The sequence below is a fragment of the Nocardia sp. NBC_01503 genome (assembly GCF_036327755.1).
Classification (GTDB): Bacteria; Actinomycetota; Actinomycetes; order Mycobacteriales; family Mycobacteriaceae; genus Nocardia.
The window spans coordinates 3,596,574-3,610,024 of the sequence record NZ_CP109596.1; the positions used below are offsets into that span (position 1 = coordinate 3,596,574).

Sequence of the window (13,451 nt, forward strand, 5' to 3'; positions counted from 1 at the left end):
CGAGCCGTAGGAGTAGACAGTCATGTCCGACGCCAACCTTCTCGAAGCCACTGTACGCACCGAGTTCGGCAAGGGCGCGGCCCGCCGCACCCGCCGCGACGGCAACGTTCCCGCCGTGCTCTACGGCCACAACACCGAGCCGCAGCACCTCGCCGTGAACGCGCGTGACTTCGCCGCCATCCTGCGTGAGCACGGCACCAACGCCGTGCTGAACCTGGACATCGCGGGCCAGAAGCACCTGGCGCTCACCAAATCGGTTGTCGTGCACCCGATCCGTCGCTACATCGAGCACGCCGACCTGCTGGTCATCCGTCGCGGTGAGCGCGTCGTCGCCGATGTGCACGTGAACCTGGTCGGCGAGGCCGCCTCCGGCACCCTGGTCACCTCCGACGTCACCGTGCTCTCCATCGAGGCCGACGTCATGAAGCTGCCCGAGTCCATCGATGTCTCCATCGAGGGCGTCGAGGCCGGCACCCAGATCAACGCGGGCGACATCACCCTGCCCGAGGGCGTCACCCTGGCCGGCGACCCGGAGGCGCTGATCGTCAACATCATCGCCGCCCCGGCCTCCGCTCAGGAGACCGAAGAGGCCGCCGAGGCTGCTGCCGCCGGCGAAGCCGCCGCCGAGTAATACTGCCTCCCAACGGTTCTCGTGACCGAGGCGTCGGCCGGGCCCGCGCTCGTTGTCGGACTGGGTAATCCCGGAACCGAATACGAGCGCACCCGGCACAATGTCGGATTCATGGTCGCCGATGTGCTCGCGGAGCGCGTCGGCGGCCGTTTCACCGTGCACAAGAAATCGGGCGCGGATCTGCTCGAGGCACGTCTGGACGGGCGCAAGGTGCTGATCGCGAAACCGCGCAGCTTCATGAACCTCTCCGGCCGCCCGGTCGCTGCGCTGGCGAAATTCTTCTCGGTGCCCGCCACCGAGGTGATCGCCATCCATGACGAACTGGATCTGCCGTTCGGTGTGATCCGGTTGAAGCAGGGTGGCGGCGAAGGTGGTCACAATGGGCTGCGCTCGATGTCGCAGGCCCTGACCACCAAGGACTACCTGCGCGTGCGGTTCGGCATCGGCCGGCCGCCGGGGCGTCAGGATCCCGCCGACTATGTGCTCAAGCCGTTCTCGGCGGCCGAGCGCAAAGAGGTTCCGGTGATTGTGGAGCAGGCCGCGGACGCGGTGGAAATGCTGCTGCGGGTCGGCCTGGAAGCCGCCCAGAACCAGTTGCACTGAGTAACAGAGAACTTCGCGCCCCGTCCGGAATCCGGACGGGGCGCTTTCGTCAGCCCAGTTGGGCTGTAGTCGCCGAGCGGCGGAGCTTTCCCGACGAGGTCTTGGGCAGCGCCCCCGGACCGAGAATGGTCACGCTGCGGGGGCGGACGCCCACCTCGGAGAAGACGGCGTGGACTATGTCGTGTTCTATGCGCTTGACCTCGGCCGGATTCTGAAAGTCGTTGCTCTCCACCACAACCGCGAAGCTTTCCCGCTTCTGGCCCGCGTCCAGCCGCACCGCCACCGCATTGCCGGGGCGAACCCCCTTGATACGCAGGGCCGCTCGCTCGATATCGGTCGGGAAGATATTGCGGCCGCCCATGATGATGACGTCCTTGATGCGCCCGCAGACCACTACCAGCCCGTCCTCGGTGAAGTAGCCGATATCGCCGGTGTCCAGCCAGCCGTCGGCATCCTGAGCGGGGCGGAAGCCCTCCACCGTCACATAGCCGGAAGTCACGGCGGGGCCGCGCAATTCGATCACACCGACACTGCGCGTCGGCAGCGGCTGCCGATCCGTGTCCACCACCCGCCCCTCCAGATTGTCGACCAGATAGCCGAGGGTGGGCAGTCGGCGCACCGCGCTGTGATGGTGTTCGGGATCGCGCACCGGTACCGCCTTGCCGATCGCCTCCAGCAGATCGGCATCGACCACATCGAGGATCTGCCCGAGTCCGGGATCGGGAATGGAGACGGCGAGGGTGGTTTCGGCCATGCCGTATACGGGTGTGAGCGCCATCGGGTTGAGCCCGAAGCGCTTTCCGGCCTCGGCGAGTGCGTCCATGGTGTCGGCGTCGACCGGTTCCGCGCCATTCCACATATAACGGACGCTGCTCAGATCGAAGGCGCCGTCATCGGCATTGCGAAGTCTGCGAGCCAGCAGCGAATACGCGAAGTTCGGTGCGGCGGTGACGGTTCCACGATATTTGGAGATGAGCTCGGCCCACAGGATCGGGCGGACCAGGAAGTCCAGCGGGGTCACGCAGACCACCTCGGCGCCGAACTGCATTGGGACGCTCAGGAATCCGACCATGCCCATATCGTGGAAGAGCGGCAGCCAGCTCACCATCACATCGTCGTCGAGGTGGAATTTCACCCGATCGAACATGGCGTAGGCGTTCACGAAGAAGTTGCCGTGCGTGATCCGCACCGCCTTCGGTGAACCGGTGGAGCCGGATGTCAACTGCTGCAAGGCGATATCGTTCTCACCCGTCGGCAGCGGATCGATCTCGTTGCCTCGGCGCATCTGATCGATGGTCACCACGGCGATCCCGCGCTCGGCGAGCAGGGGAGCGGCGGCCTCGAAGGGTGCGCCCAAAACCACTGCGCGCGCCTCGATCATGCGCAGTACGGTCTCGGTGTCGTGCGCCCACATCTGTAGATCGGTGCGCGGTGTGGGCTGATGCAGCATGGTGATCGACGCACCGCGCATCCATACGGCTTGGCAGGCCGGAGCGATATCGACCGGCATACCCGCCAATACGCCCACGGCATCGCCGTGCCCGATTCCGGCGTCGGCGAGGCCACCGGCCATTTCCCTTGCGATGCGATGGATCTCGCCCCACGACTGCCGCAGGGGGGCTTCGGGTTCCCCCGTCACCAACCCGTGCGTGGACGTGCGCGCGGTGGCATACATTTCCTCGGTGAAGCGGCTCACGATCGACTCCTCAAACGCTGGCCAACACCTCAACTATCCCGCCGCCACCCATCCGGCGTTAACCGTTTCGGAATAGTTGCCGGCGTGCACAACCTTCGCAACAAGATCGTCAGGGCAGCGCGATAACCGCGGCGGCGAAGCGGTCGAGATCCTCGAAGGTGATGAAGGCGTGCGGGGAGGCGCGGACGACCGAGTCGAGGTCGCGATCGGTCATATCGAGCAGGGTGGAGGAGCGGTGGCTCACGGTCACCGTGATGTGGTCGCGGGCGAGGCGGTCGCGGACGTCCACGGGGGCGAGGCCGTCGACGGTGAACGAGACGATGCCCGCGTGCTGGGTGCCGCGATCGCGGACGGTCACCCGGGGGATCTCCTGGAGGGTTTTGCGGAGGTACTCGGCGCGCTCGGCGATGGCCCGATAGATCTCGGCGGGGCCCTGCTCCAGCAGATACCGGACGGCCGCGCCCAGGCCGAGACGGCCCGCGATATCGCACTCCCAGAATTCGAAGCGCCCGGCATCGGGGGCGAGGGTGTATTCGGTGGGACCGGTCCAGGCGGCGCTGTGCAGATCCAGTCGGGTCGGCTCCATGGTCGCGGCCAGTTCGGGGCGCACGTAGAGGAAGCCGGTGCCGCGCGGACCGCGTAGCCATTTGCGGCCGGTAGCCGAGAGCGCGTCCACACCCAATTCGGCGATATCCAGGGGTAGCTGGCCCGCGGATTGGCAGGCGTCCAGAAGCACCAGCGCTCCGGCGCGGCGGGCGATCCGGGCGGCCTCCGCCACCGGATTCACCAGGCCGCCATTGGTCGGAACATGAACCAGCGAAACCAGTTTCACGCGTTCATCGACCATGGATTCCAGGGCGTCGAGATCGATCTGCCCGCTGCTGTCGCTGGGAATCGTCTCCACCACGGCCCCGGTCCGGCGGGCGCGCTGCAGGGCGGCGATGGCATTGCTGGCGTAGTCCGCGCCGGAGATGAGAATGCGGTCGCCGGGGCGCAGCGGGACCGAGTAGAAGAAGTCGCTCCACGAACGGCTGGCGCTGTCACTGAGCGCGATGGCCGCGGCGGGGGCATTGATGAGCTGTCCGATCGCGGTCTTGACGGCGTACAGATCATCGAGGCGTTCGTTGGCGGCGCGATAGCCACCGATCTCGGCTTCGCGGCGCAGGTGCGCGATCGCGGTCTCCACGACGATACTCGGGGGCAGTGAGGAACCGGCGCTGTCCAGGAAGACCTGGCCCTCGCAACCTGGGGTATCGGCACGCAAACGGGCAATATTCACCATGGGATCGACCATATCGGTTGGGCTGTTCCCCAATTCGTAAGTTTTGTTGTCGGTGTTCCTCGCTACCCTGGATTGATCGTCCGGTGCGCCGGACGGTCGAAGTTCACTCGAGCGGAGGTTGGCATGGCGGTTTCGACATCCCTCACCGATTTGCCGCGAGTTGTCGGGCATGCGGGGCAGACCACCGCCGTGCAGACCGGGCGGGTCGAGCGGGCTCCGGGGAGCGAGTTCTCCAGCCGGGCCGCGGCGGAGGCTTATATCGGCAAGGTCTGTTTCAAGCAGGGCCCACCCGCGCTCATCGGCGCCGAATTGGAGTGGCTCACCGCGCAGGGGGAGCCTTCGGCGTCGGCCCCGCGTCCGCAGTTGACTGTGCTGGCGGACGCACTGGGGCCCCATGCGCCGCAGTCCATTTCGCCGGATTCCCCGGCACATCCACTGCCGGGAGGCAGCCGGGTCACCATCGAACCCGGTGGCCAGATCGAACTCTCCAGCGCCCCGTTCGGCACCGCCGCCGAACTGTGTGAGCGCCTGCGCACCGATACGGTGCGCCTGCGGGAACTCCTGGAAGCCCGCGATATCCACACCTTCTCCGCCTCCGCGGATCCGGCCCGCGGACCACAGCGCCTGCTCCAACTCCCGCGCTATCGCGCCATGGAGCGCTCCTTCGCCGGAATCGGCCCCTTCGGGGCCCTCATGATGTGCAATACGGCGGCCACCCAGGTCAGCGTCGACGCCGGAGCGGACGAAGCGGATATCACCGCCCGCCTCACCGCCCTCTACGCCATCGGCCCGGCCCTGCTGGCCGCTTTCGCCTGTTCACCGACCCTGAGCGGTGCACCCCCGGGTACCTGGGCCTCCCAGCGCATGCGCACCTGGCTCCGCCTGGACCATCTGCGCACCCGCCCACCCGTCCACAATTGGCCCGATCCGGTCGCCGGTTACGCTCGCTGGGCCCTGGACGTCCCTCTCCTGTGCGTCCGCCCGACCAGCTCGCTGAGCGCGGATGCGGGTGGCAATGTCTCCGCCGAAGGCCCGGATAGCTCCATATCGGCCAATGGCTCGAACGGCTCCGCATCGGGCAGCGGATCGACCGGCTCCGCCATGGATGGATCCGGGAATCCCGTCGGCTTGACCGGCTCCGCCGGGGCGGGATCCGGGAACGCCGCTGGCTCGCAAGGCTTCTCGAGGCCGACCGGCGCTGCTGGGCCATTCGGCGCGGGTGCTGCCCGTCGGCCCAGCTCCGTCGCAGCGGATTGGTCGGCCCCACCGGGCGCGACCTTCGCGGACTGGTTGTGCGGCGCGCTCGACGACGAAATCGGCCGCCGCCCCGACCATTCCGACCTGGACTACCACCTGACCACGGTCTTCCCGCCGGTCCGCGCCTCCGGCCACCTGGAGGTCCGCTACCTGGACGCCCAGCCCGGCGACAGCTGGACCGTCCCGGTGCACGCCATCGACGCTCTGGTCTCCACACCCGCCGTGGTGGCGGAGGCGACCGCGCTGGCCGGCTCGACGGCTGCCCTTTGGTCCGAAGCTGCCCGTTACGGCCTCGCCGACCCCGAAATTCGCGCCGCCGCGGTAGCTCTCCTGGACCTGGCCACCGCCCACGCGGCATCCCCTTCCGCCGCAGCGGAATTGGCGGCCGCGTCGCACCGATGTCGCCAAGGCTTGCCACCGGCAAGCGATCCCGAATCCGGGCGCGGCGTATGAGCGCCCCCACGGCGGCACGCGTCGGTGGCCGCCGGGCTTCGGGGCGTGGTCGGGACGATCGTCCACGCGACATCCCTTACCGCCGCAGCGGAATTGGCGGCTGCTTCGCATCGATTTCGCAAACGCTTGCGACTGGGAATCTGTCCTGCTCGCAGGGGCTAATGAGCACGACCACGGCGGCACTCGTCAGCGTCCGCCGGGTGCGATCGATATTCCTTTCCGCCGCTGCGGAATCAGCGGCCGCCGCGCGGCGTTGTGGCCGAGGATCCATGCCCACGGTCCCTCCCGTCTCCGGGAGCGGGCGTATGACCGCGGACGCGGCGGCAGCTGGCCGCCGCGGTTCGGCGCGCGGTGTCGATGGTTGGGCGCTTTTCATTCTCGAATCGAATTCGGAGTTTTCTCATGACCATTCAGCTACCGGGAACTGATCGGGGCGAGACGGAACAGCTGCGGGAGCGGATTGCGCGGGTATTGGAGCGGGCGCGGGGGCGGACCGCCGGGTTGACCGACTGCCTGGATGAGGCGGAGTTGGTCGCGCAGCATTCGCGGATCATGAGTCCGCTGGTGTGGGATCTCGCGCATATCGGGAATCAGGAAGAGCTGTGGCTGGTGCGCGATGTGGGCGGGCGGGAGGCCGTGCGCTCGGATATCGACGAGCTGTATGACGCGTTCAAACACGCGCGGGCGAATCGGCCCGCGCTGCCGCTGTTGACTCCGGGGCAGGCGCGGGAGTACGTCGGCCAGGTGCGCGGCAAGGTGTGGGATGTGCTGGAGCACAGTCCATTACGCGGGACGGAGCTGGTCGCCGACGGATTCGCCTTCGGGATGATCGCCCAGCATGAGCAGCAGCATGACGAGACCATGCTCGCCACCCACCAACTACGCGAGGGGCAGGCGGTGTTGGCCGCATCCGCCCCGTCGGCCGCGACGCATCCGGTGCGCGGCGAAGTCGTCATTCCCGCGGGCGAATTCGCCATGGGCACCGATACCGATCCGTGGGCGCTGGACAATGAGCGGCCCGCGCATCCGGTGTACGTGCCGGGTTATGCCATCGATGCCGCGCCCGTCACCAATGAGCAGTATCTGGAGTTCATGGCCGATGGCGGCTACGACCGCCCGGAGCTCTGGTCCGAACGCGGTTGGGCGCATCGCGTCGAGGCAGGTCTGGTCTCCCCGCAATTCTGGGAGCGGGACGGCGGCGGCCGGTGGTGGCGCAGGGTTTTCGGCGCCATGCGACCGCTGCGTCCACACCAGCCGGTCCTGCACGTCTGCTATTTCGAGGCCGAGGCGTACGCCGCCTGGGCGGGCAAACGCCTTCCCACCGAGGCGGAGTGGGAGAAGGCCGCCCGCTTCGATCCCGCCACCGGCCGCTCCCGCCGCTACCCCTGGGGCGATGCCGGCCCCACCCCCGAAACCGCGAATCTCGGTCAGCGCCATCTGGAACCGGCCGATGCCGGAGCCTATCCGGCAGGTGCGTCTCCGCACGGCGTACACCAGTTGATCGGCGATGTCTGGGAGTGGACCTCCTCGGATTTCACCCCCTACCCGGGTTTCCGCCCCTTCCCCTACCGCGAATACTCCGAGGTCTTCTTCGGCGGCGACTACCGAGTCCTGCGCGGCGGCTCCTTCGGCGCGGACGAGGTCGCCGTCCGCGGCACCTTCCGTAACTGGGACCACCCCATCCGCCGCCAGATCTTCTCCGGCTTCCGCCTGGCCCGCGACCTCACCCCGGCGGACCTCTGATGTGCCGCCACCTCGCCTACCTCGGCCCACCGGTCCCCGTGGGCGACCTCCTGACCCGGGGCCCGCACTCGCTGCGCACCCAATCCTGGGCCCCGCGCGATATGCGCGGCGGCGGCACCATCAACGCCGACGGCTTCGGCATAGCGTGGTGGACTCCCACCCAACCGGCATCAACCGAGCCACGTCATCCCGGCATGCTCTTGGCCGGGATCCACACCGGGGATGGTCCAACAGGTGGCGCTGGATCTCGGCCGACAGCACACCGCGATGACGACAGGCGAGATCCCGCATCGAACCTCGGCACACGGGAGGCCGGGCCGAGCCGCTACCGCAATGCGGCTCCCATCTGGACGGATCCGGCCGTGGATGAGGTTCTCCCGCAGATCTATTCACGCGCGGTGCTGGCCGCCATCCGCTCGGCCACCGTCGGGATGCCGGTGGAGCGCACCGCCTGTGCCCCATTCACGCACGGCCGCTGGGCTTTCAGCCATAACGGCGTGATTCCCGACTGGCGCGGCACCCTCACCGCCGTCGCCGCGAAGTTCGACTCGCCCTCGCTGCTGGAGGCCGAGTCGATGACCGATTCCGCCGCCCTCTGGGTGATCCTGCGCGGCCGGATGGAGAGCGAGGCAACGCCGGATGTCGCATTGCGCGAGGTTGTTCGGGCGGTGGCGGAGTTGTCGCCGTCGGCTCGGCTGAATCTGCTGGTGGGCGATGGGGAGACGGTGTGGGCCACCGCATGGCGGCATGCGCTGTCGGTGTTGGTGGGGGAGGAGTTCGTGGTGGTCGCCTCGGAGCCCTATGACGACGATCCGCGGTGGCAGGCCATCGCGGATCGGCAACTCGTCGTGGCGCGGCCGGGGTGGCTGTCGGTGCAGGACCTGGATATCGAAATCGGAAGGGCTGGTTCATGAGTGCCGCATCGCTGGACATTCATTTGACGGATGAGGATTTGACCGCCGCCTTGCGCACCGATGTGCGCGAGGGGCTGGCGGCGGAGCCGAAGTGGTTGCCGCCCAAGTGGTTCTATGATGCGCGCGGTAGTGAGCTGTTCGAGCTCATTACCGAACTCCCCGAGTACTATCCGACCCGCACCGAGCGGGCCCTGCTGGAGCGGGTGGTCGGGGAGATCGCCGAGTTGGCGCAGGCCGAGGTGCTGGTGGAGCTCGGTGCGGGTTCGGCGGCCAAGACCCGGCTGCTGCTCGAGGCGCTCAGCGCCGGGGGACCGTTGAAGACCTATGTGCCGCAGGATGTCTCGGTCTCGGCACTGACCGCCGCGGCGGATCAGGTGTCGGCAGAGTTCCCGGGGCTGAGCGTGCACGGCGTGGTCAGTGACTTCACCGCCACGCTGGACAATCTGCCGCGCGGTGGGCGGCGCATGATCGCCTTTCTGGGGGGCACCATCGGCAATCTGGTGCCGAAGGAGCGCGCGGAGTTCCTGGCCGGTGTGCACGATGTGCTGGAGCCGGGGGAGCAGCTGCTGCTCGGTGCGGGATTGGTGATCGATCCGGCGATTCTGGTGCCCGCCTACGATGATGTCGCCGGGGTGACCGCCGAATTCAATCGCAATGTGCTGCATGTGCTCAATGCTCGGTTGGACGCGAATTTCGAACCGGAGAAGTTCGCCCATATCGCGCTGTGGGATGCCGAGCACGAGTGGATCGAAATGCGTTTGGAGGCAACCGAAGCGGTCACCGTCTCGATCGCCGAGCTCGATCTGACCGTCGATTTCGCGAAGGGTGAGCAGCTACGCACCGAGATCTCCGCCAAATTCCGCCCCGAGGGTCTCGAATCCGAGTTGGACGCAGCGGGATTCACGACCGAACGGATCTGGACCGATCCGGATGATCGGTTCGCGTTGGTATTGGCTGAGCGGAGGTAGATCCCGGCCAAAAGCGTGCCGGGATGACGAGGGGTTGTTGGCGGGTTGAGGGGTAGCCCCCTCAACCTGTCACTGCCGCAAGCCATTCCATGGTGGGGCGCATGGTTTCCCAGGCCGCACGGATTTCCTTGGCGGCCCGAGGAGTCTCCAACCAGGCCGGTGCCCCGAAATCCTTGCTGATGACGATGGATTTGTGCCGGAGCAGTTCGATACGCGGGTGGTCGGCGGCGTACCCCTTGGGTTTGGTGGCGAGTTTGTCGCCGCCGATGGTGTACCCCGCCTTGACCATTCCCGCCAGCAGTCGCTCCAGCTCGGCCCCGCGCACCTCATTGTCGATGGTGCTGCGCAATTGGGCGAGCTGGGCGGGTGAGGGCCCGTAGATCCCGGCGGCGACGAACAGCCCGGCCGCCCCGATCTGCACATACCACCCACCCCCGGAGGTGGCGTGCACCGTCGCGCCCTGATGATCCTTATAGGGCGTCTTATCCTTGGAGAACCGGATATCGCGATACGGCCGAAAGAATTTGGCCGTCCCGAAGTCCGGTTCCAGCTCGGCGAGCAGGGCCTGCATGGGATCCCGCACCGCCGTCTCCCACACCTTCTTGTTGGCGGCCCAGAAGGCTTTGGAGTTATCGGCCTCGAGGTCTTCGTAGAAGTCGAGTCCGGCGAGCGGGAATCCGGTGAACTGCGTCATCGGTCAGTTCGTCAGGCTGGAGCCGTAGATGGGCTTCTTGAACATGTCGCCCGGATTGGACTGGGGTTCGTGCGGCGGCGTGCTCATGTCGCGCCTTCCTTGGAGGTCGTGTGGCTTTCCATGGGTATCACAATGCGGACCGCCTCGCGTAACAGCGCGGCCTCGCGAAATGCGTTAATCGCCCGGTTCGTCGACGATTTCCATGGCGGCGAGCTCGGCGGGCCGATCGTCCTCGGCCTTGTTCTCGTCGCGCTGGCGGCGACGGGTCCACTCCTGGTCGAGTTCGGCCTCGATACCGAGTCGGCCGTTATCGTCGTTCTCGCGGTTGCGGATGACGAGTTCATCGGGCGGGTCGGCGATATAGCGCTCGTACTCGCGCACCTCGTCGGCCTGGTCGTCATCGCCCATGTCGTAGTCGAGGTCTTCGACGTCCTCCTTGTCGAGTACCTCGTCGATGAGCTGATCCTCGTCATCATTGCGCCGGTCGTCCATGCAGCACCACCCTCTGCGCGTCAGCGCACCCGTAGCGAACTGAAGTACGGGTGCAACGCTACCGCTGAGGAGTCTGGGAACGCGACAACTGATCTCGTGAGGTTGGGGTAACTCGTCGGGTACGCCCAGAACTTGGGGCGCACCCGACCGTCAGTACGCGAATGGTACTGGAGGGGGCTCTCAGGCCGTGCGCTGAAGTTTCGGGGAGGCGGTTAAGCGTTGCCGTTGAAAAGGCCGGTGACGGAACCGTTTTCGAAGACCTCACGGATGGTCTGCGCCAGCAGCGGCGCGATCGACAGTACGGTCAGCGTCGGGAACTTCTTGTCCTCGTCGATGGGCAGCGTATTGGTGACCACGACCTCCTTGGCGCCACAGTTCGCCAGCCGCTCGGCGGCCGGGTGGCTGAGGATGCCGTGCGTGGCGGCGATGACGACATCGCCCGCGCCCGCCTCCTTGAGCACCTTGACCGCGCCGGCGATGGTGCCACCGGTATCGATCATGTCGTCGATCAGGATGCAGGTACGGCCCTCGACCTCACCGACCACGCGGTTGGCCACGACCTGGTTGGCCACCAGCGGATCACGGGTCTTGTGGATGAACGCCAGCGGCGCGTCCGACAGCGAGTTGGCCCACTTCTCGGCGACCTTCACGCGGCCCGCGTCCGGGGAGACCACGGCGATATTGTCCAGCGCGTAGTTGTTCCGGATGTGCTCGGCCAGCTGCACCTGCGCGTGCATGTGATCGACCGGGCCGTCGAAGAAGCCCTGGATCTGATCGGTGTGCAGGTCGACGGTGATGATGCGGTCGACGCCCGCGGTCTTGAGCAGATCGGCGATCAGGCGAGCCGAGATGGGCTCACGACCGCGGTGCTTCTTGTCCTGTCGGGCGTACGGGTAGAACGGCAGCACCGAGGTGATGCGCTTGGCCGAACCGCGCTTGAGGGCGTCGATCATGATCAGGTGCTCCATGACCCACTGGTTCAGCGGGGCGGGGAAGCTCTGCAGCACGAACGCGTCGGAGCCGCGAACCGATTCCTCGAACCGGACGAAGGTCTCGCCGTTCGCGAAGTCGCGCGCGGTCTGCGGGGTGACGTGGACGTTGAGTTCCTTGGCCACCGCCTCGGCGAGCTCAGGATGAGCGCGTCCCGAGAACAGCATCAGGTTCTTGTGGTTTTCGGTAGAGAACGCGGTCACGGACGTTCGCCATCCTTTTGCTCGTTGGATATCTCGGTCTTGCTCGGTTCGTCCGAGTTGCCCGCGAGAGCCGATTCGGCCGCGCGGGCGGCATCGGTGCCGGGGCGATTGCGCTGCACCCAGCCGTCGATATTGCGTTGTGCTCCACCCGACACCGCCAGAGCCCCCGGTGGAACGCTTCTGCGCAGTACAGTACCTGCCGCCGTATAGGAGCCGTCACCCACGGTGATAGGTGCGACGAACATGGTGTCGCTGCCCGTGCGGACATGCGACCCGACCACGGTGTGATGCTTGCGCACCCCGTCGTAATTGACGAAGACACTGGACGCACCGATGTTGCTGTGCTCGCCGATGGTGGCGTCGCCCACATAGGTCAGGTGCGGAACTTTGGAGTGCGCGCCGATATTCGCGTTCTTGGTCTCCACGAACGCGCCCAGCTTGCCGGCCTCGCCGACCGAGGTGCCGGGGCGCAGATAGGCGAAGGGGCCGATATTCGCGCGCGGGCCGATATTGGCCTTCTCGCCGTGCGTGCGCACCACCTTCGCGCCCTCACCGACGACCACATCGGTGAGCGTGGAGTCGGGTCCGACTTCGGCGTCCTCACCGATGATGGTGTCGCCCAGCAGTTGTACGCCCGGTTTGATCACCGCGTCGCGGCCGATGACCACGCTGCCGTCGATCCAGGTGGTGGCCGGATCGATGATGGTGACCCCGGCGCGCATATGGCGCTCCACGATGTACCGGTTCAGCGTGCGCGCGGCATCGGCCAATTGCACGCGGTCATTGACCCCGGTCACCTTGGCGGAGTCCAGAAGTCGCGCACCGTGCACCGGATGTCCGGCCTCGCGAGCGAGTTTCAGCACATCGGTGAGGTACAGCTCGTAGCGCGCGTTGTCGGTGTCGATGCGGGTGATCATCACGCGCAGCACCGCGGCGTCGAAAACGTATACGCCGGAATTGACCTCGCCGATGGCGGCCTGCGCCGGGGTGGCGTCGGCATGCTCGACGATCTCGAGCAGATGACCCTCGGCGTCGCGGACGATGCGGCCGTAGCCGTTCGGATCGTCGGGTGCGAAGGTGAGCACCGTGACCGCGGAGCTCTCGGTATAACTGCGGTGCTCGTCCAGCAGCGCGTTCAGTGTGTGCCCGTCCAGCAGTGGCACATCCGCGTAGGTGACCAGGACGTCACCGGTGAAATCATCGGGCAGTGCGGTGAGCGCGCACTGCACCGCGTGCCCGGTGCCGCGCTGTTCTTCCTGTACCGCCAGGATGATCTGGCGGCCGAGCTCTGCTCCCACCTTGCCCACCGCGTCGCCGACCTGTTCGCGGTCATGGCCGATCACGGTGATGAGGTACGTCGGGTCGATCTCGTTCGCCGCATGCAGCGCGTGCGCGAGCATGCTGCGGCCGGACATCCGGTGCAACACCTTGGGGGTCTTGGACCGCATTCGGGTTCCGGCTCCGGCGGCGAGAACGACGACGGCGGTCTGCTGTGGCATGGATCTCCCTCGGCTGCGCGTCATCG

12 protein-coding genes are annotated in these 13,451 nt (G+C 66.9%); 6 read left to right on the forward strand and 6 right to left on the reverse strand.

The features are described from left to right. Positions 1 to 22 precede the first annotated feature (22 nt). Positions 23 to 631 carry a 50S ribosomal protein L25/general stress protein Ctc gene (locus tag OHB26_RS16035; protein WP_330184955.1) on the forward strand — a complete coding sequence of 203 codons (609 nt, stop codon included), beginning with the start codon at positions 23 to 25 and terminating at the stop codon, positions 629 to 631. 21 nt (positions 632 to 652) lie between these two features. After that, positions 653 to 1,234 (forward strand): aminoacyl-tRNA hydrolase, encoded by a 582-nt coding sequence (gene pth / locus OHB26_RS16040; protein WP_330184956.1) that lies wholly within the window; start codon positions 653 to 655, stop codon positions 1,232 to 1,234. A gap of 49 nt (positions 1,235 to 1,283) precedes the next feature. Here the strand turns inward: pth and OHB26_RS16045 are convergent, their stop codons facing one another. Together OHB26_RS16045 and OHB26_RS16050 are read right to left on the reverse strand one after the other, a co-directional pair. Beyond that, a complete protein-coding gene (locus OHB26_RS16045; RefSeq protein WP_330184957.1) occupies positions 1,284 to 2,930 on the reverse strand; it encodes a fatty acyl-AMP ligase in 1,647 nt (548 codons plus the stop codon). 109 nt (positions 2,931 to 3,039) lie between these two features. Next, complete coding sequence (locus OHB26_RS16050) at positions 3,040 to 4,212, reverse strand: aminotransferase class V-fold PLP-dependent enzyme (protein WP_330184958.1); 1,173 nt, start codon at positions 4,210 to 4,212, stop codon at positions 3,040 to 3,042. A 123-nt stretch (positions 4,213 to 4,335) separates the two neighbouring features. Between OHB26_RS16050 and OHB26_RS16055 the strand changes: the two genes are divergently transcribed. The 4 genes from OHB26_RS16055 (at position 4,336) to egtD (ending at position 9,547) form a co-directional block, all read left to right on the forward strand. Beyond that, entirely contained in the window at positions 4,336 to 5,922 is a 1,587-nt protein-coding gene (locus OHB26_RS16055; RefSeq protein ID WP_330184959.1) for a glutamate-cysteine ligase family protein, read from the forward strand. A 402-nt stretch (positions 5,923 to 6,324) separates the two neighbouring features. Beyond that, positions 6,325 to 7,665, forward strand: coding sequence for an ergothioneine biosynthesis protein EgtB (egtB, locus tag OHB26_RS16060; protein WP_330184960.1), 1,341 nt, complete (start codon positions 6,325 to 6,327; stop codon positions 7,663 to 7,665). Then, entirely contained in the window at positions 7,665 to 8,579 is a 915-nt protein-coding gene (locus tag OHB26_RS16065) for a class II glutamine amidotransferase (RefSeq protein WP_330184961.1), read from the forward strand. The genes egtB and OHB26_RS16065 overlap by 1 nt, the downstream gene beginning before the upstream one ends. Then, positions 8,576 to 9,547, forward strand: coding sequence for an L-histidine N(alpha)-methyltransferase (egtD, locus tag OHB26_RS16070; RefSeq protein WP_330184962.1), 972 nt, complete (start codon positions 8,576 to 8,578; stop codon positions 9,545 to 9,547). The genes OHB26_RS16065 and egtD overlap by 4 nt, the downstream gene beginning before the upstream one ends. Positions 9,548 to 9,608: 61 nt before the next feature. On the opposite strand, the gene OHB26_RS16075 is transcribed toward egtD, so the two are convergent. The 4 genes from OHB26_RS16075 to glmU form a co-directional block, all read right to left on the reverse strand. Then, the gene (locus tag OHB26_RS16075; protein WP_330184963.1) at positions 9,609 to 10,241 is read right to left on the reverse strand and encodes a DUF2461 domain-containing protein; all 633 of its coding nucleotides are present in this window, start codon (positions 10,239 to 10,241) and stop codon (positions 9,609 to 9,611) included. Between the two features lie 174 nt (positions 10,242 to 10,415). Further along, entirely contained in the window at positions 10,416 to 10,733 is a 318-nt protein-coding gene (locus tag OHB26_RS16080; protein WP_330184964.1) for a hypothetical protein, read from the reverse strand. Positions 10,734 to 10,945: 212 nt separating this feature from the next. Continuing rightward, positions 10,946 to 11,926 carry a ribose-phosphate diphosphokinase gene (locus tag OHB26_RS16085; protein WP_067570015.1) on the reverse strand — a complete coding sequence of 327 codons (981 nt, stop codon included), beginning with the start codon at positions 11,924 to 11,926 and terminating at the stop codon, positions 10,946 to 10,948. Continuing rightward, on the reverse strand, positions 11,923 to 13,425 hold the full coding sequence (gene glmU, locus OHB26_RS16090) for a bifunctional UDP-N-acetylglucosamine diphosphorylase/glucosamine-1-phosphate N-acetyltransferase GlmU (RefSeq protein WP_330184965.1): 1,503 nt from the start codon (positions 13,423 to 13,425) through the stop codon (positions 11,923 to 11,925). The genes OHB26_RS16085 and glmU overlap by 4 nt, the downstream gene beginning before the upstream one ends. Positions 13,426 to 13,451: the final 26 nt, after the last annotated feature.

Bases quoted from the DNA above. Each gene is read 5' to 3' on its own strand.
- glmU (WP_330184965.1), bottom strand. From the start codon at position 13,425: ATGCCACAGCAGACCGCCGTCGTCGTTCTCGCCGCCGGAGCCGGAACC.
- OHB26_RS16075 (WP_330184963.1), bottom strand. From the start codon at position 10,241: ATGACGCAGTTCACCGGATTCCCGCTCGCCGGACTCGACTTCTACGAA.
- OHB26_RS16035 (WP_330184955.1), top strand. From the start codon at position 23: ATGTCCGACGCCAACCTTCTCGAAGCCACTGTACGCACCGAGTTCGGC.
- OHB26_RS16050 (WP_330184958.1), bottom strand. From the start codon at position 4,212: ATGGTGAATATTGCCCGTTTGCGTGCCGATACCCCAGGTTGCGAGGGC.
- egtB (WP_330184960.1), top strand. From the start codon at position 6,325: ATGACCATTCAGCTACCGGGAACTGATCGGGGCGAGACGGAACAGCTG.
- OHB26_RS16055 (WP_330184959.1), top strand. From the start codon at position 4,336: ATGGCGGTTTCGACATCCCTCACCGATTTGCCGCGAGTTGTCGGGCAT.
- OHB26_RS16065 (WP_330184961.1), top strand. From the start codon at position 7,665: ATGTGCCGCCACCTCGCCTACCTCGGCCCACCGGTCCCCGTGGGCGAC.
- egtD (WP_330184962.1), top strand. From the start codon at position 8,576: ATGAGTGCCGCATCGCTGGACATTCATTTGACGGATGAGGATTTGACC.
- OHB26_RS16080 (WP_330184964.1), bottom strand. From the start codon at position 10,733: ATGGACGACCGGCGCAATGATGACGAGGATCAGCTCATCGACGAGGTA.